Here is a 17,931-nt window from a genome sequence, read left to right on the forward strand (position 1 = left end):
TTGCCATGACCCGCTATATCGACGTCAACGATCTCTGCTACCTGGTCTCGCAAAAAGGCCTGCCCACCTGCATCACCGAGATGGCCAAGTACATTCGCGCCGACTACCTGCGCTGGCAGGATTTCGAGAAATGCGCGCGCCTGGCCAACCACTCGCCGGACGGCGTGATCGAGCTGATGCCGGTGTCCGACGCGTCGCTGTATGCGTTCAAGTACGTCAACGGCCACCCGAAAAACACCCTGGCCGGCATGCTCACCGTGATGGCCTTCGGTGCGCTGGGCGATGTCGATACCGGCCTGCCGGTGCTGCTGGCGGAAATGACCCTGACCACCGCGATCCGCACCGCCGCCACCTCGGCGCTGGTCGCCCGCTACCTGGCCCGCGAGAACAGCCGCAGCATGGCGCTGATCGGCAACGGCTCGCAGAGCGAGTTCCAGGCCCTGGCCTTCCACGCCATGCTCGGCATCAATGAAATCCGCCTGTTCGATATCGACGCCAAGGCCACCGCCAAGCTGGCGGCCAACCTCAAAGCCTTCCCGGCAATCAAAGTGATCCTGGCCAGCAGCGTGGCCGAGGCGGTCAAAGGCGCCGACATTGTCACCACCGTCACCGCCGACAAGGCCTACGCCACCATCCTCACCGACGACATGATCGAGCCGGGCATGCACCTCAATGCCGTCGGCGGTGACTGCCCAGGCAAGACCGAACTGGACCGACGTATCGTCGAGCGCGCCCGTGTGATCGTCGAGTACGAACCACAAAGCCGTATCGAAGGTGAAATCCAGCACATGCCGGAAGACTCGCCGGTGACCGAGCTGTGGCAAGTGATCAACGGCCAGCAGCCAGGCCGCGAGAATGCGCGCCAGGTCACGCTGTTCGACTCGGTGGGTTTCGCCATCGAAGACTACTCGGCCCTGCGCTACGTACTCGACGTAGCCAAGGCGCTGGAGGTGGGCAGCGAATTGGAGCTGGTGCCGGACCTGGCCGACCCGAAAGACCTGTTCGCACGCCTGGCCCAACAGCCACGCGTACAGCAGAAAAAGCGCGCCTGAGACCGCTCTGGCCTGCTGCTTTGCGTCGATGGCAGGCCGGTTTTTCAGGGATGAAAAGCCGATTCAGCGGGTGTCACAGCCGATTCCGCTGCATTGCCGGTTTTAACAGCGCAATTCGCGCTTTATGCACGGGGTAAACGACACAAAAAACGCACCATCATGAAGCATTCTCTGCTCCCAGTTATTCACTGCCCTGACATCAATTACAAAATATAGGGACCTGCACATGACTCCATTGCGATCACTCTTCGCCGCGCTGCTGTTGCCACTCTGCGCAAGCGCCGCCCACGCCCAGGACTGGAAAGAAATCCGCTTCGGCGTATTCCCCGAATACCCACCCTTCGAATCCGTGGCCGCCGACGGCAGCCTGCAAGGCTTCGATATCGAGTTGGGCAACGCGATCTGTGCCAAGCTCGAAGTGAAATGCACCTGGGTCCACAACGAATTCGACGGCATGATCCCGGCCCTGCGTGCGCGCAAGTTCGACGCGATCATGTCGTCCATGGCCGTCACCCCCGCCCGTGAAAAAATCATCGACTTCAGCGACCGGCTGTTCCTCAGCCCGACCTCGGTGATCACCCGCAAGAGCGCCAACTTCGGCGACACCCCGCAATCCCTCAAGGGCAAGCAGGTCGGCGTACTGCAAGGTTCGTTGCAGGAGGCCTATGCCCGTGCGCACCTGGCCAGGCTTGGCGCGCAGATCAAGGCGTACCAGTCCCAGGACCAGAACTACGCCGACCTGCAGAACGGCCGCCTCGACGCGACCCTGACCGACAAGCTCGAAGCCCAGCTCAACTTCCTGTCCAAGCCCGAAGGTGCCGACTTCAAGACCGGTCCGGCGTTCAAGGACCCGACCCTGCCCCTGGACATCGCCATGGGCCTGCGCAAGAACGACCAGGAACTGCGCACGCTGATCAACAAGGGTATCGCTGCCGTGCAGGCGGATGGCACTTACGCGCAGATCCAGAAGAAGTACTTCGGCGATCAGGACATCTACCACGAGTAACCCCCTTGCCCTCTGTGGGCTCTGGCTTGTGTGGGAGGGTGCTTGCCCCCGATAGCAGTGGGTCAGCTGATACAGGTGTCACTGACACACCATCATCGGGGGCAAGCCCCCTCCCACAAAAAGCCTCTCCCACAGTAAATCTGTGCGCGCCAACGAGATTCTTCCCATGAATGAATTCCTCAACTTGCAGGGCTACGGCCCGATGCTCGCCCAGGGTGCGTGGATGACGCTCAAGCTGTCCTTCCTCGCCCTGGCCCTGAGCCTCGCCCTTGGTCTGATCGCCGCCGGCGCCAAGCTCTCCAGCGCCAAATGGCTACGGGTACCGGCCACGCTCTACACCACGCTGATCCGCAGCGTGCCGGACCTGGTGCTGATCCTGCTGATTTTCTACAGCCTGCAACTGTGGCTAAACGACCTGAGCGAAATGTTCGGCTGGGGCTACTTTGAAATCGACCCGTTTACCGCAGGCGTCGTCACCCTGGGCTTCATCTACGGCGCGTATTTCACCGAGAACTTCCGGGGCGCGATCCTCAGCGTGCCGGTCGGCCAACTGGAAGCGGCGACCGCCTATGGGCTGAGCCGCTGGCAGCGTTTTCACCTGGTGCTGTTCCCGCAGTTGATGCGTTTTGCCCTGCCGGGCCTGGGCAATAACTGGCTGGTGCTGCTCAAGTCCACGGCGCTGGTGTCGATCATCGGCCTGTCGGACCTGGTCAAGGCCGCGCAGAACGCCGGCAAGACCACCAACGAGCCGCTGTACTTCCTGATCCTCGCCGGCCTGGTGTACCTGGTGATCACTACCCTATCCAACCGCATCTTCAAGCGCCTCGAACGGCGCTACAACCTCGGCATCAAGGGGATGGCGCGATGATAGAACTGTTCCAGCAATACGGCCTGGCCTACCTGTTCAGCGATGGCGCGGGGCTGTCTGGCGTGGCCATGACCCTGTGGCTGTTCATCATCTCGGTGGTGTTCGGCTTCGTGCTGTCGATTCCACTGGCACTGGCGAGGGTTTCCGAGCACTTCTGGCTGCGCTGGCCGGTGGAGGTCTACACCTACCTGTTCCGCGGGACGCCGCTGTATATCCAACTGCTGATTTGCTACACCGGGCTGTACAGCCTGGAAGTGGTGCAGGACAACGCCCTGCTCAACCAGTTTTTCCGCAACGCGCTGAACTGCACCCTGCTCGCCTTCGTGCTCAACACCTGCGCCTACACCGTGGAAATCTTCGCCGGGGCGATCCGCAATATTCCCCATGGCGAAATCGAAGCGGCCCGCGCCTATGGCTTGCATGGCTGGCGGCTGAACCTGTTTGTGGTGGTGCCGGCGGCCTTGCGCCGCGCATTGCCGGCCTACAGCAATGAAATGATCCTGATGCTGCACGCAACCTCCCTGGCGTTTACCGCCACCGTCGCTGACATCCTCAAGGTGGCCCGCGACGCCAATGCAGAGACGTTCCTGACGTTCCAGGCCTTCGGCATCGCCGCCCTGCTCTACATGCTGCTGTCCTTTGCACTGGTGGGCCTGTTCCGACTGGCCGAACGTCGCTGGATGCGTTTTCTTGTTCCTACCCGAGGCTAACCCATGAATCAGTCCGCGCAGGCCCTGGCCACTTATCCCGTTGACGAACCCGTTGCCACACCCGCCACCGCCGCTATCAAGCTGCAAGTCGAAGGCATCCACAAACGCTACGGCGAACACGAAGTGCTCAAGGGCGTATCGCTGAATGCGCGCAATGGCGATGTGATCAGCCTGATCGGCGCCAGCGGCTCCGGCAAAAGCACGATGCTGCGCTGCATCAACTTCCTCGAACAGCCGGACGCCGGGGTGATCACCCTGGACGGCATCAGCATCGAAATGCAGCAAGGCCGCGCCGGCACACGCGCGCCGCACCAGGCCCAACTGCAGAACCTTCGTACACGCCTGGCCATGGTGTTCCAGCACTTCAACCTGTGGAGCCACATGACCGTGCTGGAAAATATCACCATGGCCCCGCGCCGGGTGCTGGGCGTGAGCGCCGCCGAGGCGGAAAAACGCGCACGCCTGTACCTGGAAAAGGTCGGCCTGCCGGGCCGCGTGGCGGATCAGTACCCCGCGTTCCTGTCCGGCGGCCAGCAGCAGCGCGTGGCGATTGCCCGGGCCTTGGCGATGGAACCGGAGATCATCCTGTTCGATGAGCCGACTTCCGCGCTCGACCCAGAACTTGTAGGAGAAGTCCTCAAAGTCATACAGACGTTGGCCGAGGAAGGTCGTACCATGCTGATGGTCACCCACGAAATGGGCTTTGCCCGCCAGGTGTCCAGCCAAGTGCTGTTCTTGCACCAGGGCAAGGTTGAGGAACAAGGCGACGCCAGGATCCTCGACCACCCCAGCAGTGAGCGCCTGCAGCAATTTCTTTCCAACCGTTTGAAGTGAAACCCATGGATACCAAGGCCAACGGACCCCATTCCTCCCCTGCGCTGGACCGCATCGATGAAGCCATTATCGAAGTGCTGCGCCATCAGGGGCGCATCACCTACGAAAAGCTCTCGTCGCTGGTACACCTCACGCCCCGGCCCTGCCTGGAACGGGTGCGCAAGCTGGAGCGGCGCGGGGTGATCCGTGGGTATGGGGCGATCATCGATGTGCAGATGGTCTCGCCAGGCTTGTCATTGCTGGTGCTGGTGGCCTTGTCCAACCAAAGCGGGCGCTCGGCGCAAAAGGCCTTCGAAGCCTGTGTGAAGGCCTGCCCGCAGGTGTTCGAATGCCAGCTGATCAGCGGGCCGTTCGACTACAGCCTGCGCATGCGTTGCCGGGACATGGAGCATTACCGGGTGTTGACAGAGACCTGGCTGAACAATGATGAGTTGCACATCGATAAGTTGGTGGCGCATCCGGAATTGGCAGTGGTCAAGAACACCGCCACCGAGTTGGCCTGATCTTATCTCTCCAAAACACTGCCGATCGAATGTGGGAGGGGGCTTGCCCCCGATAGCAGTGTGTCAGTCTATGCATCTGTGACTGACACTCCCTCATCGGGGGCAAGCCCCCTCCCACATATTCAACCCTGCCCGCTTAAGATTCTCTTGCCAGGCTTGGCGCCAATCAGCCTGGCCTGCCCATCCTTCTGCTTCCCCGTCCTTGCCTCGCTGATCAACCCCGGTATCAACTTGCCCTCCGGCAGGTTCTTCCAGAACCGGCTGGGCAAATGCCCTTCCATCACCTTGGGGTTCAACCGTGCCGGGTTGAAGATGTGGCTGTAATAGGTCAGCCACATCGCGCTATGGGGGTCCTCGACATTCTGCGCCAACTGCCGCCACGCCTCGGGGCACTCGCGCTGGTGGATCAACTGCTCGCCATCGTAGTAAACCCCATCCAACGGCGTGGCGATCATCCAGCGATGACGGCCCATGCGCCCGATAAAATGTTGGCTGGCGGATTTCAGGATGTCATGGGCCGGTTCATGCCAGGCCACGTATTCCGGCAGTTCCGGCCCCGCTCCCGCCGGCAGCGCGATAAACCGCACAAATGCATGCAGGTGGTGCGCCTCGCGGCTGACCTGCTTGATCCGCCGCTGCAACTCGCTGCCCAGCTTGTCCCCGGCCAGCATCGCGGTGCGGTCGCCATGGCTGACGCGCCACAGCACCTCATACAGCAGGCTCCAGCGTTGGTCGCCGTGGTAGCAGGCAGCCGATTCCAGCAGTTCCAGCAGGGCCTTGGGCACTCGCGTCTGGAAAGGCCCGGGCGCCTCGGGAATCGACTGGTCAGTGGCAAACAGGTCCGCCACCTCCGCCTCGCCCCAGCTCACCTGACTGGGATCGACCTGATGGCTGAGCAGCCAGCGTGCCTGGTCGCGCCAGGTGGCGAACAGGTTGTCGCATTCCAGGCTGATCACCCCCACAACCCCATCTGCTCAGGTTGCGGGCGGTCGCGCAGTTGCTCGCGCAGCAGCACGCTGGTGCTGTCGGCCTGTTGCGGATGGTAGTCGCTGGTGATGAAAAACGGCTTGGCCTTGGCCAGCACGCAGCGCATGCGCGCCAGGTCTTCGAAGCGGATCTTGCGTTCGCGACGCAGGTCCACCAGGCGCTGGGTGGTGCGCAGGCCAATGCCTGGAATGCGTGCGATCAAGGTCGGTTCGGCGCGATTCAGGTCCAGAGGGAACACATCGCGGTTGTCCAGGGCCCAGGCCAGCTTGGGGTCGATGTCCAGGGCCAGGTGGCCGGGGCCTTTGAACAGCTCATTGGCGTTGAACCCATAGCTGCGCAACAGGAAATCGGCCTGGTACAAGCGGTGCTCGCGCATCAGCGGCGGCGCGGCCAGGGGCACGCTTTTCGGGCTGTTGGGGATGGGGCTGAACGCCGAGTAATACACGCGACGCAGCTTGAAGTTGCCGTACAACGCCTCTGCACCGTGGAGGATGGTGCTGTCATCGGTGTCGTCGGCGCCGACGATCAGTTGCGTGCTCTGCCCGGCCGGGGCAAAACGCGGTGCACGCGGTTCGTTACGGACCGTCTGCTCGCCAGTGTAGATGGTCTGCATGGCCTGCTTGATCGAGCCGATCTTTTTTTCCGGCGCCAGGGTCTGCAGGCTGGCCTCGGTGGGCAGTTCGATGTTCACGCTCAGCCGGTCGGCATAGCGCCCGGCCTCGGCGATCAGCGCCGGGTCCGCGTCGGGAATGGTCTTGAGGTGGATATAGCCGCGAAAGTCGTGCTCTTCGCGCAGCAGCTTGGCCACGCGCACCAACTGCTCCATGGTGTAGTCGGACGAACGGATGATGCCGGAGCTGAGAAACAGCCCGCTGACGCAATTGCGCCGATAGAAATCCAGGGTCAGGGTCACCACCTCCTCCGGGCTGAACCGTGCGCGGGGCACGTCGCTGGAGCGGCGGTTGACGCAGTACTGGCAGTCGTAGAGACAGAAGTTGGTGAGCAGCACCTTGAGCAACGACACGCAACGCCCGTCCGGCGTATAGCTGTGGCAGATGCCCATGCCATCGGTGGAACCCAGCCCCGTCTTGCCCTCGGAACTGCGCTTGGGCGCGCCACTGCTGGCGCAGGACGCGTCGTACTTGGCGGCGTCGGCGAGAATGCTGAGTTTTTCGATCAACTGCATGGAGGGCTACCGATACTGGTTTTTTGTACAGTATCAGGCAGCCCTCCCGGTCACAAGCGCAGTTGGTCAGCTGGCGGTGGCAAGCAATCGGTCCTGCACCGAGCGCCCCTTGCCGCGCCCACGGTCCAGGGCATACAACGACGCCGCAATTTCATCGGCGCGGATCGGCAGCACCGACAGCAAGGTGTCGCTCAAACCGTGGCTGGCCTGGCTGAACCCCTGGATGTAGATGCCGGCGTTGCAACGCTCGTCGGTGACGATGCGGTAGTCGCGCGCCACGTCGAAGTCGCCCAGGTAGTCTTCCAGCGGCGCGAGCAAGGCGCGGTGCGTCTGGCGCTCGTAGCCGGTGGCCAGGATCACCGCGTCGTAATGGTTGAGGCTGGTTTCGCCGTTGGCGTTGTTGCGCAGCGCCAACTCGATGCCCAGCGGGCCCGGCGTGGCCTTCTCGACCACGGTCATGGTGCGGAACGCCTGGCGGGCGATGCCGGAAACTTTCTGGCGGTAGAAAATGCCGTAGATGCGCTCGATCAGGTCCAGGTCCACCACCGAATAGTTGGTGTTCTGGTACTCGGCCACCAGGCGCTCGCGCTCGGCGCCCTCCTGCTGGAACACCAGGTCGGTAAAGGCCGGCGAGAACACTTCGTTGACGAACGGGCTGTCATCGGCCGGCTTGAGCGCCGAGCCGCGCAGGATCATGTCGACCTGCACCGACGGGAAGCTGTCGTTCAGGTCGATAAAGGCTTCGGCCGCACTCTGGCCGCCGCCGATGATGGCGATGCGCATGGCCTTGCCGTCGACACACGGCTGGCTGGCCATGCGCTCCAGGTATTGGGAATGGTGGAACACCCGGCTGTCGCCTTTGAGCGCGTTGAACGCCTCAGGAATACGTGGCGTGCCACCGGCGCTGACCACCACCGAACGAGTGGTGCGCACATGCTGCTCGCCCAGTGCATCGCGGGAGATCACGCGCAGGGCTTCGACCTGCTGCTGGTGCAGGATCGGCTCGATGGCCAGCACCTCCTCGCCGTAGCGCGCCTGGGCCTGGAACTGGCCGGCGACCCAGCGCAGGTAATCGTTGTACTCCATGCGGCACGGGTAGAAGGTGCCCAGGTTGATGAACTCCACCAGGCGGTCGTGGGCTTTCAGGTAATTGACGAAGGAGTACGGACTGGTGGGGTTGCGCAGGGTCACCAGATCCTTGAGGAACGAGATCTGCAGCTCGCTCTGGGTGACCAGGGTATTGCCGTGCCAGCGGTAGTCGGCCTGTTTGTCCAGGAACAGTACGTCCAGTTTGCCCTGGGCCTTTTCGCGCTCCTGCAGGGCGATGGCCAGCGCCAGGTTCGAAGGGCCGAAACCGATACCGATCAGGTCGTGAACCGCGGGCGAAGCAATTGCCTGTGTCATTCCAGTGTCCTCTGGATAAGCCCCTTGGCGGTGGGGCGGGAATACCTTTCAAGGCCTGCACATCAGGCCGTGTGTTGATAGGAAACGAGGACAGTGAAATAAAATTTAACTGATCGGTGATCAGTGCGCTTCCCACTCGCGCATGCGCACCCGGCAGTGCTTCATGGCGTTGACGATGTGTTTTTCCACCAACGCGCGGGAAATGCACAGGCGTTCGGCAATCTGCAGGTGGGTCAGGCCGTCGAGCTTGCGCAGCAGGAAGCTGTCGCGACAGGCCGGCGGCAGCTCGGCCAGGGCGCGTTCGAGCAGTTCCAGGCGCTGGCCGTGGTCGTGGGTGGTGTGCGGCGAACTGCTGGCAAAGCGTTCTTCGGCATCGAGTACGTCCAGCGGTTCGACCTGGCGCAGGGCGTTGCGCCGGTGGCCGTCAATCACCAGGTTAAGCGCGGTGCGGTATAAAAAGGCACGGGGTTGTTCGATGGGGGTGTCGCTGGAACGTTCCAGCACCCGGACATACGCGTCATGCACCACATCCTCGGCCACCTGACGGTTGCCCAGCTTGGCGTTGAGGAAACACACCAGCTCGCGATAGTAGTTTTCCAACATGACTCCCGGCCGCGGGGTGGCGGCATTAGGTCCCCGGGTGCAAAAAAGACAGCGTTCAGGTGATGGCAGTTTGAGTGTGTGCAATTTATAGTAATTCTCATCTACTTTTAAAGCAGACTCGCATCAACGGACGATTTTTTTCTTCAAGGGAGCTGTAACTGCTTATGTAACCGCCTAAATCCCCGCGCAATTCTCTCGTTTACTTGTCAGCTCCCCGCAACTGCGGTCCGAACTTTCCTGGCTGGAAACCCACGCATGAAACGCCCTCGACCTGCCCGACGCGCCTTGCTCGTTATCGCGTGCCTGATCCCCATTATCGCCGTCGCGGCCTGGCAGGTGCTGCCGCCGGGGCGTGACACCCTCACCACCGTCACCGTCACCCGCGGCAATATCGAAAACAGCGTGACCGCCCTGGGCACCCTGCAACCGCGTCGTTATGTGGACGTGGGCGCCCAGGCATCGGGGCAGATCCGCAAGATCCACGTCGAGGCCGGCGACCAGGTGCAGGAAGGCCAACTGCTGGTGGAGATCGACCCGTCCACGCAGAAGGCCAAGCTCGACGCCAGCCGCTACGCCATCGAAAACCTCAAGGCCCAGTTGCAGGAGCAAAAGGCCCAGCACGAACTGGCGCGCCAGAAATACCAGCGCCAGCAGCGCCTGGTCGCCGGCAACGCCACCCGCGAGGAAGACGTACAAACCGCCAAGGCGGAACTGAGCGCCACCCAGGCCCGGGTCGATATGTTCCAGGCGCAGATCCTGCAAGCCCAGGCCAGCCTGCGCAGTGATGAAGCCGAGTTGGGCTACACGCGGATTTATGCGCCGATGACCGGCACCGTGGTCGCGGTGGACGCGCGGGTCGGCCAGACCCTCAACGCACAGCAGCAGACACCGTTGATCCTGCGGATCGCCAAGCTGTCGCCGATGACCGTCTGGGCGGAAGTCTCGGAAGCGGATATCGGCCACGTCAAACCGGGCATGACCGCCTATTTCACCACCCTGAGCGGCGGCAACCGGCGCTGGACCAGCACCGTGCGGCAGATCCTGCCGATCCCGCCCAAGCCGTTGAACGAAACCCAGGGCAGCGGCAGCCCCAACAGTTCGAATAAAAGCGGCAGCGGCCGCGTGGTGCTGTACACCGTGTTGCTGGATGTGGACAACAGCGACAACGCGTTGATGGCGGAAATGACCGCCCAGGTATTTTTCGTCGCCAGCCAGGCCCAGGATACGCTGACGGCGCCGATCGCTGCGCTACAGGGCACGGCCAACGCCAACCAGCAGATCGCCCGGGTGGTGGGCAAGAACGGCCGTATCGAGCAGCGCCAGGTGCAGGTCGGCATCAGCGACCGCCTGCGCGTGCAGGTACTCGACGGCCTGAACGAAGGTGATCAACTGCTGGTCGGCCCGGCCGACGGCAACGGGGGTTGAGGTGAACACGCCCCTGATCGAACTCAAGGACATCCGCAAGTCCTACGGCGGCGGCGACAGCCCGCAGGTCGACGTGTTGCGCGGCATCGACCTGGCGATCCATGCCGGGGAATTCGTCGCCATCGTCGGTGCCTCCGGCTCCGGCAAGTCCACGTTGATGAACATCCTCGGTTGCCTTGACCGCCCCAGCACCGGCGACTACCTGTTCGCCGGGGAAAACGTCGCGCACCTGGACAGCGACGAACTGGCCTGGCTGCGCCGCGAAGCCTTTGGTTTTGTGTTCCAGGGCTACCACCTGATCCCCTCGGGCACGGCCCAGGAAAACGTCGAGATGCCGGCCATCTACGCCGGTATCAGCGCCGCCGAACGCCATGCCCGCGCCAACGCCCTGCTCACCCGCCTGGGCCTGGCCGAGCGCACCGGCAACCGTCCGCACCAACTGTCCGGCGGTCAGCAGCAGCGAGTGTCCATCGCCCGTGCGTTGATGAACGGCGGCCATATCATCCTCGCCGACGAACCCACCGGCGCCCTCGACAGCCACAGCGGCGCCGAGGTCATGACCCTGCTGGACGAACTGGCCAGCCAGGGCCACGTAGTGATCCTGATCACCCACGACCGCGAAGTGGCTGCGCGGGCCAACCGCATCATCGAAATTCGCGATGGCTTGATCATCAGTGACTCGGCCAATGACAGCGACACCAGGCCCGTAGCCACCACCGGCGCCCTGCAAGCCGTGGACCTGCGCCAGCGCCTGGCCGACGGCGCCGAGCACAACGGCGCCTGGAAAGCCGAACTGGTGGACGCGGTGCAAGCTGCCTGGCGTGTGATGTGGATCAACCGCTTCCGTACCGCGCTGACCCTGCTGGGCATCATCATCGGCGTGGCGTCGGTGGTGGTGATGCTGGCAGTGGGCGAAGGCAGCAAGCGCCAGGTCATGGCGCAGATGGGCGCGTTCGGCTCCAACATCATCTACCTCAGCGGTTCATCGCCGAATCCGCGCACGCCGCTGGGGATCGTGACGCTCGATGACGTGCATGCGCTGGCGGCCCTGCCGCAGGTGCAGCGCATCATGCCGGTCAACGGCAACGAAGCCGGGGTGCGTTTCGGCAATGTCGACTACATGGCTTACGTGGGCGGCAACGACACCAACTTCCCGGAGATTTTCAATTGGCCGGTGGTCGAGGGCAATTATTTCACTGCCGCCGACGAGCGTGCCGCTGCCACCGTGGCGGTGATTGGTCATCGTGTGCGTGAGAAGCTGTTCAAGGGTGAGGTCGACCCCATCGGCCAGTACATCCTGATTGAAAACGTGCCATTCCAGGTGATCGGCGTGCTGGCGGAAAAAGGCGCCAGCTCCGGCAACAAGGACAGCGACGATCGCGTTGCCATCCCTTACACCGCCGCCAGCGTGCGCCTGTTCGGCAGCTACAACCCCGAGTATGTGGTGATCGCCGCGGCGGACGCGCGCAAGGTCCGCGAGGCCGAGGTGGCCATCGACCAGTTGATGCAAAAACTGCACAACGGCAAGCGCGACTATGAGCTGACCAACAACGCCGCGATGATCCAGGCCGAGGCGCGCACGCAGAACACACTGTCGCTGATGCTCGGTTCGATTGCCGCGATTTCCCTGTTGGTGGGCGGCATCGGCGTGATGAACATCATGTTGATGACTGTACGCGAGCGTACCCGTGAAATCGGTATCCGCATGGCCACCGGCGCACGCCAGCGCGACATCCTGCGTCAGTTCCTCACCGAAGCGGTGATGCTTTCGGTGGTCGGCGGCCTGTGCGGCATCGCCCTCGCGCTGTTGGTGGGCGGCGTGCTAGTGCTCGCCAAGGTGGCGGTGCAGTTTTCCCTGGTGGCGGTGTTCGGTGCATTCGGTTGCGCCCTTGTCACCGGCGTCGTATTCGGCTTTATGCCGGCCCGTAAAGCTGCCCGGCTCGATCCGGTTAAGGCGTTGACCAGTGAATAAACGATCCCTTTACCTGCCCGGCCTCTGCGTATTGCTCAGCGCCTGCACCGGCAACCCGCCTGCCATCGACAGCGGCATTGCACCGCCGGCTGCCTGGCAATATACCGAGCGCAGCGCCGCCCAGGCCACCCAGCAGCAATGGTGGACCCAGTTCGGCAGCCCGCAGCTCAATCGCCTGGTCGACCAGGCCCGCCGGGACAGCTTCGACGTGGCCGCCGCCACGGCCCGCGTGCGCCAGGCCCAGGCCAGCGCAGTGATCGCCGGCGCGCCGCTGCTGCCGGAGGTGAAATTCAACCTCGCCACCAGCCGCCAGAAATTGCTGCGCGGCCCGGGTGGCCCGGACCTGGACGCAACACGCAGCGATGATACCGTCGATAACTACAGCGCCAACCTCACCGCCAGTTACGAAGTGGACTTCTGGGGTGGCCGCGCCGCCGCCCGCGACAGCGCCTTACAGAGTCTGCGCGCCAGCGCGTTCGACCAGGCCACGGTGGAACTGACCCTGCTCAGCAGCGTCGCCGACCGCTACGCGCAAACCCTGGCCGCCCGGCAGCGCGAGCAGATTGCCGAGCTGAACCTGGCCAATGCGCGCAACGTGCTCGCGCTGGTGCAGACCCGCTATGACGCCGGCTCCGCCACCGCGCTGGAACTGGCCCAGCAAAAAAGCCTGGTGGCCAGCCAGCAACGCCAATTGCCGCTGATCCAGCAACTGAGCGAAGAGTCGCGGATCACCCTGGCCGCCCTGCTCGGCCAGCCGGTACAAGGCCTGGACCTGGGCTCCGAGAGCTTCCAGGCGCTGACCTGGCCAACCATCGGCGCGGGCATGCCCAGCCAACTGCTCAGCCGCCGCCCCGACCTCGCCAAGGCCGAAGCACAACTGGCGGCGGCACAGGCCGACGTCACCGTGGCCCGCGCCGCCATGCTGCCTGCCATCACCCTGGGCGCAACCCTGGGCTCGGATGCCTACAAGGCCCTGGATATCCTGCGCAGCCCCTACTACACGCTGACCGCCGGCCTGGTCGGCCCGATCTTCAACAACGGCCGTTTAAGCGCTGAACGCGACAAGGCCCGCGCCCGCCAGGATGAACTGCTGCAAACCTATCGCGGCGCAATCATCAACGGTTTTGCCGATGTGGAAAAAGCCCTCAGCAGCATCACCCGCCTCGACCAGCAACGCGAATGGCAGCGTGAAGAACTGCAACAGGCGCAGACGGCGTTCCAGATTGCCGAAAGCCGCTACCAGGCCGGCGCCGAAGACCTGCTCACCGTGCTGGAAACCCAGCGCACCCTGTACGCAGCCCAGGACCAGAACGTGCAACTGCGCTTGTCACGCCTACAGGCCAGTATCGCCCTGTACAAAGCACTGGGTGGTGGCTGGCAGACAGAGATCCGATAAACAAAACTCCAATTTCATACAACAGACGTTCTTTCAGCCTACATTCTTCGACCCAAGGTCCTTGGTAAAAAAGCCGCTATCACACGGTTGCCCGGGACCTCTCGATGACTGCTGCAAAACACCTGACGGGCGCCTGCCTCTGGCTGATGGCAAACCTTGCTACAGCCCAGCCGTTGATCCCCCCCACTGCCATCGACTGGTTGCTGGACTGTCCCCTGCCCTCCGTTGAACGCCTGGACCCTGCGGTACTGGAACGGACCCAATGCGGCACCGTGAGCGTACCGCGCAATCATGCCGCACCCCGCCAGGGCAGGTTGCGCTTGTACGTAACCCGCGTCGGTGCCCGCGACCCGTTGAACCGTGAAGGCGTGATCATTGCCCAGGCCGGCGACGCGGCCAAGAAGACTCAGGTCGGCACCTTCGTCATCCACCTGGCCAGCCTGTGGGGCTCCCACTCCCACCCGGCCTATCGCCGGCTGGTCGACCGTTATGACGTCATCGAGCTCAGCACCCGCGACCTCAGTACCGACAATGGCATCGAGCAGGCGGCCCAGGACCTGGAGTTCGTACGTACCCAACTCGGTGAAGCTCAATTGCGCTACCTGGGCAATGCCGACAGCGCACGCCTGGGCAACCGCTACGCCACGCTGTTTCCCGAACGGGTCACGCGCATGGTACTGGTCAACGCGCACGCGAGCGAAATGGCGGCACCCTTCGTTGAACAACTGCGCCTGAAAGACTCGTCCACACAGGACGCCAGCCGTTGCATCAACCGCTGGGTGGGCGACTTCCTGATCTACGGCAAGCAACCACCCCGGGCCACCCGCTGCCTGGATTCCGCCGAAGGACAGTAACCCTCGTTTGCGACCTGTTGTCCTCAAAAACGACACCTGGCGTTGACGTTGGGGGTCGATCGTTATTAAGTGCTATTTATCCGCATTAATACGATAAATCGAACCCATGCTAAGCCGCCCGCTACGACGCAAACGCCAGAAGCTGTCCGATGTGATTGTCGAGTCGGTCAAGCGCTCAATCGTCACCGACGCCTTGAAGCCCGGCGACCGCCTGCCCACCGAGCGTGAGCTGATGGAAAGCTTCCAGTGCTCCAAGGGCTCTGCCCGCGAAGCACTCAAGGCCCTGGAAGTGGAAGGCCTGGTGAGCACCCGCACCGGCCCCAGCGGTGGCGCCTACCTGAACCAGGCCGGCACCGAACCGGCCAGCCGCGCATTGCGCAACTACCTGCACTTCCAGCACCTGGACGGCGAACAGGTGTACCAACTGCGCAAAGTCATCGAAGTGGAACTGGCGGTGTCGGTGCTCGGGCGCCTCAGCGAAGACGACTACCAGGCCCTGCAAGACAACGTGGACTTCTGCAGCGCCCCGGAAGACAGCGAGGCCGGCCAGCGCGAACAACGCCTGGCGGAGCTGGAGTTCCACAACCTGCTGGCCAAGGCCTGCCCCAACCCGCTGCTGAGTTTCATGGCGCAGTTTCTCAACGACCTGCTGCGCGACCTGGTGGTGCTGAAAAAAGCCTACAAGCCCAAGCGCAAGCAGTTCGACGCGGCCAACCTGGATTATCACAAGCAGTTGCTGATCGCCTTTCGTGCCGGGGATGAAAGCGCGGTACGCAGCTTGATGCATGAACACATGTGCGATGCCGAACACCACATGACCGCCCTTGAAGGCCAGGTCAGCCCGCATTTTCTACTGGAGTTCGATCACTCTTAAAGAACACCACAGACCCCATGTGGGCAGCATTTCAACCACACATCGTTTCATCCAATAACAGGCCTGCCCACAGGCCCTTGCTCCACCGTATCGCCATTGCCACTCCTGCCAATAACTAAACCAGGGAGTCACCCCATGCAGCGTCGTACGTTGTTGAAAGCCAGTCTCACCGCCGCAGCCGCCCTCAGCCTCCCGCTGAGCGTGCGCTCGGCATTCGCCGCCGAGCCCTTTACCTTTTACGGCCTCAAGTCCATGTCCGGCGCGTTTGCCAGCTATGGCAAGTTTGCCGACATGGGTTCGCGCCTGGCGGTGGAGCAGTACCCGGAGGTGCTGGGTCGCCCGTTGAACTACAAGGTCATCGACACCGAAGGCAACGCCGGCAAGGCGGTGCGCAAGGTCCAGGAAGCCATCCAGCAGGACGGCGCGCGGTTCTTCCAGGGGTGCACCTTGTCCTCGTCGGCACTGGCGGTGGCCAAGGAAGTCGACAAGGTCGGCGGCGTGTTCATGACCCCGGTGGGCGCCGATGAAGTCACCGGCAAGGACTGCAACAAGGCGACGTTCCGCTGGTCCGTGCCCACCTACGGCGCAATCCGCGAAACCATGGTGCCGCTGATCAAACTGCTGCCCGACGCCAAGCGCTGGTACACCATCACCCCGCAATACGTGTTCGGCGAAGCCCTGCTCGAAGGCGCCAAAAACGTGCTCAAGGAACACGGCCTGGAACACGTCGGCAACAGCTACCACTCGCTGCAGGAACAGGAATTTTCCGGCTACCTGACCAACGCCATCTCGACCAGACCCGACGTGCTGGTGCTGCTCAACTTCGGCAGCCAGTCGTCCAACACCCTGCGCCAGGCGGTCAACTTCGGCATCAAGGAGCGCATGAAAGTGCTGCTGGTGTGGTCCGCCGGACTCGACCAATTCCAGGAACTGGGCAGCGATGTACTCGAGGGCGTGTACCTTGGCGCACAGTACTGGCACCAGGTCGACACCCCGCTCAACCGTGAACTGGTCAAGCTGACCCAGGCCAAGTACGGCATCAACCCCACCTACCCGCTGGCCGCCGACTACATCAGCACCAGGGTCATGCTCGAAACCATCATCGCCACCGGCAGCTTCGACGGGCCGACCGTGGCCAAGGCCATGCAGGGCCTGAGTTTCGAAGGGCCCACCGGCAAGGAATCGATCCGCGCCGGCGACCACCAGGTGATCAAGGACTACTACCTGCTGATCGGCAAGGCCAGCAGCGAGATGGCCGACAAGGACGACCTGGCCAAGGTGCTCAGCGCCGGCCAATCGTTCCCGCCGGTGGACGCCACGGGCTGCACGCTCGGCTGATCCCCTGAATTTTGTAGCGCAGGGCCGCGCAAGCGGCGTCCTGCCGAGGGTTCCTGCATGCTTAATCTTTACCTGTTCCAGATCCTCAACGGCCTTGGGCTGGGGATGATCTACTTCCTCATTGCGGTCGGGCTGACGATCATTTTCGGCCTGCTCAACTTCGTCAACTTCGCCCACGGCGCGTTCTTTCTGCTGGGTGCCTACATCTGCTACACCGCCGTGAGCCTCACCGGCAACTTCTGGCTGGCGTTGCTGATCGCGCCACTGGTGGTGGCTGCACTGGCCTGGGTGATCGAGCGCCTGTTGATCCAGCGGATCTACCACTTGCCGCACATGTTCCAGATCCTGGTGACCCTGGGGATTGCACTGATCATCCAGGAGGCCAGCGTGATGATCTGGGGCCCGGTGGGCAAGAGCGTCGCGGTACCGGAACTGCTGCGCGGCGTGCTGGTGGTGGGTGACTTCGTGTACCCCTACTACCGCCTGTTCCTCATTGTGTTTTCCGGGCTGGTCGGCCTGGGCCTGTGGTTGCTGCTGGAACGCACGCGCTTCGGTGCCCTGGTGCGCGCCGGCAGTGAAAGCACCGAAACCGTGTCGCTGCTGGGCACCAATATTTTCCGCCTGTTCTCCATGACCTTCGCCCTCGGCGTGGCCCTGGCCGGCGTCGCCGGTGTGCTGTTCGCACCGTTGCGCGGCGCGCAGCCCTTTGTCGGCCCGGAGATCCTCGGCGTGGCCTTCGTGGTGGTGGTGATCGGCGGCATGGGCTCGTTCAGTGGTGCGCTGGTCGGCGGTTTGCTGGTGGGCGTGGTGCAAAGCCTGATGACCACACTCTGGCCCCAGGGTGCGAGCCTGATGATCTACGGCGCGATGGCCGTGGTGATTCTGATCCGTCCCCACGGCCTGTTCGGGAGAGCCTGAC

The 17,931-nt window shown here is 63.0% G+C and carries 17 protein-coding genes; 13 read left to right on the plus strand and 4 right to left on the minus strand.

Going from position 1 to position 17,931, the window contains the following annotated elements:
* The first annotated feature begins 5 nt into the window (after positions 1–5).
* From K5K89_RS18790 to K5K89_RS18815, 6 genes are all read left to right on the plus strand, one after another.
* On the plus strand, positions 6–1,052 hold the full coding sequence (locus K5K89_RS18790) for an ornithine cyclodeaminase (protein ID WP_222540019.1): 1,047 nt from the start codon (positions 6–8) through the stop codon (positions 1,050–1,052).
* A 226-nt stretch (positions 1,053–1,278) separates the two neighbouring features.
* A complete protein-coding gene (locus K5K89_RS18795) occupies positions 1,279–2,058 on the plus strand; it encodes an ABC transporter substrate-binding protein (protein ID WP_222540020.1) in 780 nt (259 codons plus the stop codon).
* 166 nt (positions 2,059–2,224) lie between these two features.
* A complete protein-coding gene (locus tag K5K89_RS18800) occupies positions 2,225–2,926 on the plus strand; it encodes an ABC transporter permease (protein ID WP_071492097.1) in 702 nt (233 codons plus the stop codon).
* A complete protein-coding gene (locus K5K89_RS18805; RefSeq protein ID WP_065903984.1) occupies positions 2,923–3,636 on the plus strand; it encodes an ABC transporter permease in 714 nt (237 codons plus the stop codon). The genes K5K89_RS18800 and K5K89_RS18805 overlap by 4 nt, the downstream gene beginning before the upstream one ends.
* A gap of 3 nt (positions 3,637–3,639) precedes the next feature.
* Positions 3,640–4,470: an ABC transporter ATP-binding protein gene (locus tag K5K89_RS18810; RefSeq protein ID WP_261400706.1), complete on the plus strand. Its 831-nt coding sequence runs from the start codon at positions 3,640–3,642 to the stop codon at positions 4,468–4,470.
* A 5-nt stretch (positions 4,471–4,475) separates the two neighbouring features.
* Positions 4,476–4,973: an Lrp/AsnC family transcriptional regulator gene (locus K5K89_RS18815; RefSeq protein WP_016974875.1), complete on the plus strand. Its 498-nt coding sequence runs from the start codon at positions 4,476–4,478 to the stop codon at positions 4,971–4,973.
* Between the two features lie 122 nt (positions 4,974–5,095).
* Here K5K89_RS18815 and K5K89_RS18820 read toward each other — a convergent pair whose 3' ends face one another.
* The 4 genes from K5K89_RS18820 to K5K89_RS18835 form a co-directional block, all read right to left on the minus strand.
* Positions 5,096–5,929: a TIGR03915 family putative DNA repair protein gene (locus K5K89_RS18820; RefSeq protein WP_102593086.1), complete on the minus strand. Its 834-nt coding sequence runs from the start codon at positions 5,927–5,929 to the stop codon at positions 5,096–5,098.
* A complete protein-coding gene (locus K5K89_RS18825) occupies positions 5,926–7,146 on the minus strand; it encodes a putative DNA modification/repair radical SAM protein (protein WP_071492098.1) in 1,221 nt (406 codons plus the stop codon). The genes K5K89_RS18820 and K5K89_RS18825 overlap by 4 nt, the downstream gene beginning before the upstream one ends.
* Positions 7,147–7,212: 66 nt before the next feature.
* Positions 7,213–8,550, minus strand: a complete 1,338-nt coding sequence (locus K5K89_RS18830) for a lysine N(6)-hydroxylase/L-ornithine N(5)-oxygenase family protein (protein WP_071492099.1) — start codon at positions 8,548–8,550, stop codon at positions 7,213–7,215.
* Positions 8,551–8,670: 120 nt separating this feature from the next.
* Positions 8,671–9,153, minus strand: coding sequence for a sigma-70 family RNA polymerase sigma factor (locus K5K89_RS18835; RefSeq protein WP_071492100.1), 483 nt, complete (start codon positions 9,151–9,153; stop codon positions 8,671–8,673).
* 255 nt (positions 9,154–9,408) lie between these two features.
* Between K5K89_RS18835 and K5K89_RS18840 the strand changes: the two genes are divergently transcribed.
* The 7 genes from K5K89_RS18840 (at position 9,409) to K5K89_RS18870 (ending at position 17,930) form a co-directional block, all read left to right on the plus strand.
* On the plus strand, positions 9,409–10,578 hold the full coding sequence (locus tag K5K89_RS18840) for an efflux RND transporter periplasmic adaptor subunit (RefSeq protein ID WP_222540021.1): 1,170 nt from the start codon (positions 9,409–9,411) through the stop codon (positions 10,576–10,578).
* 1 nt (position 10,579) lies between these two features.
* Positions 10,580–12,550: a MacB family efflux pump subunit gene (locus K5K89_RS18845; RefSeq protein ID WP_222540022.1), complete on the plus strand. Its 1,971-nt coding sequence runs from the start codon at positions 10,580–10,582 to the stop codon at positions 12,548–12,550.
* Entirely contained in the window at positions 12,543–13,946 is a 1,404-nt protein-coding gene (locus K5K89_RS18850) for an efflux transporter outer membrane subunit (protein ID WP_092244630.1), read from the plus strand. The genes K5K89_RS18845 and K5K89_RS18850 overlap by 8 nt, the downstream gene beginning before the upstream one ends.
* Positions 13,947–14,050: 104 nt before the next feature.
* Complete coding sequence (locus K5K89_RS18855; RefSeq protein ID WP_071492104.1) at positions 14,051–14,800, plus strand: alpha/beta fold hydrolase; 750 nt, start codon at positions 14,051–14,053, stop codon at positions 14,798–14,800.
* A 106-nt stretch (positions 14,801–14,906) separates the two neighbouring features.
* A complete protein-coding gene (locus tag K5K89_RS18860; RefSeq protein WP_015884774.1) occupies positions 14,907–15,674 on the plus strand; it encodes a FadR/GntR family transcriptional regulator in 768 nt (255 codons plus the stop codon).
* 135 nt (positions 15,675–15,809) lie between these two features.
* The gene (locus K5K89_RS18865) at positions 15,810–17,012 is read left to right on the plus strand and encodes an ABC transporter substrate-binding protein (protein ID WP_222540023.1); all 1,203 of its coding nucleotides are present in this window, start codon (positions 15,810–15,812) and stop codon (positions 17,010–17,012) included.
* Positions 17,013–17,069: 57 nt separating this feature from the next.
* A complete protein-coding gene (locus tag K5K89_RS18870) occupies positions 17,070–17,930 on the plus strand; it encodes a branched-chain amino acid ABC transporter permease (RefSeq protein ID WP_222540024.1) in 861 nt (286 codons plus the stop codon).
* Position 17,931 lies beyond the last annotated feature (1 nt).

The organism is Pseudomonas sp. DR208, assembly GCF_019823005.1.
GTDB classification, from domain to species: domain Bacteria; phylum Pseudomonadota; class Gammaproteobacteria; order Pseudomonadales; family Pseudomonadaceae; genus Aquipseudomonas; species Aquipseudomonas extremorientalis.

Coding starts and splice junctions, on each gene's coding strand:
- K5K89_RS18790 (WP_222540019.1), top strand. CDS start 6: ATGACCCGCTATATCGACGTCAACGATCTCTGCTACCTGGTCTCGCAA.
- K5K89_RS18795 (WP_222540020.1), top strand. CDS start 1,279: ATGACTCCATTGCGATCACTCTTCGCCGCGCTGCTGTTGCCACTCTGC.
- K5K89_RS18800 (WP_071492097.1), top strand. CDS start 2,225: ATGAATGAATTCCTCAACTTGCAGGGCTACGGCCCGATGCTCGCCCAG.
- K5K89_RS18805 (WP_065903984.1), top strand. CDS start 2,923: ATGATAGAACTGTTCCAGCAATACGGCCTGGCCTACCTGTTCAGCGAT.
- K5K89_RS18810 (WP_261400706.1), top strand. CDS start 3,640: ATGAATCAGTCCGCGCAGGCCCTGGCCACTTATCCCGTTGACGAACCC.
- K5K89_RS18815 (WP_016974875.1), top strand. CDS start 4,476: ATGGATACCAAGGCCAACGGACCCCATTCCTCCCCTGCGCTGGACCGC.
- K5K89_RS18825 (WP_071492098.1), bottom strand. CDS start 7,146: ATGCAGTTGATCGAAAAACTCAGCATTCTCGCCGACGCCGCCAAGTAC.
- K5K89_RS18830 (WP_071492099.1), bottom strand. CDS start 8,550: ATGACACAGGCAATTGCTTCGCCCGCGGTTCACGACCTGATCGGTATC.
- K5K89_RS18835 (WP_071492100.1), bottom strand. CDS start 9,153: ATGTTGGAAAACTACTATCGCGAGCTGGTGTGTTTCCTCAACGCCAAG.
- K5K89_RS18840 (WP_222540021.1), top strand. CDS start 9,409: ATGAAACGCCCTCGACCTGCCCGACGCGCCTTGCTCGTTATCGCGTGC.
- K5K89_RS18855 (WP_071492104.1), top strand. CDS start 14,051: ATGACTGCTGCAAAACACCTGACGGGCGCCTGCCTCTGGCTGATGGCA.
- K5K89_RS18860 (WP_015884774.1), top strand. CDS start 14,907: ATGCTAAGCCGCCCGCTACGACGCAAACGCCAGAAGCTGTCCGATGTG.
- K5K89_RS18865 (WP_222540023.1), top strand. CDS start 15,810: ATGCAGCGTCGTACGTTGTTGAAAGCCAGTCTCACCGCCGCAGCCGCC.
- K5K89_RS18870 (WP_222540024.1), top strand. CDS start 17,070: ATGCTTAATCTTTACCTGTTCCAGATCCTCAACGGCCTTGGGCTGGGG.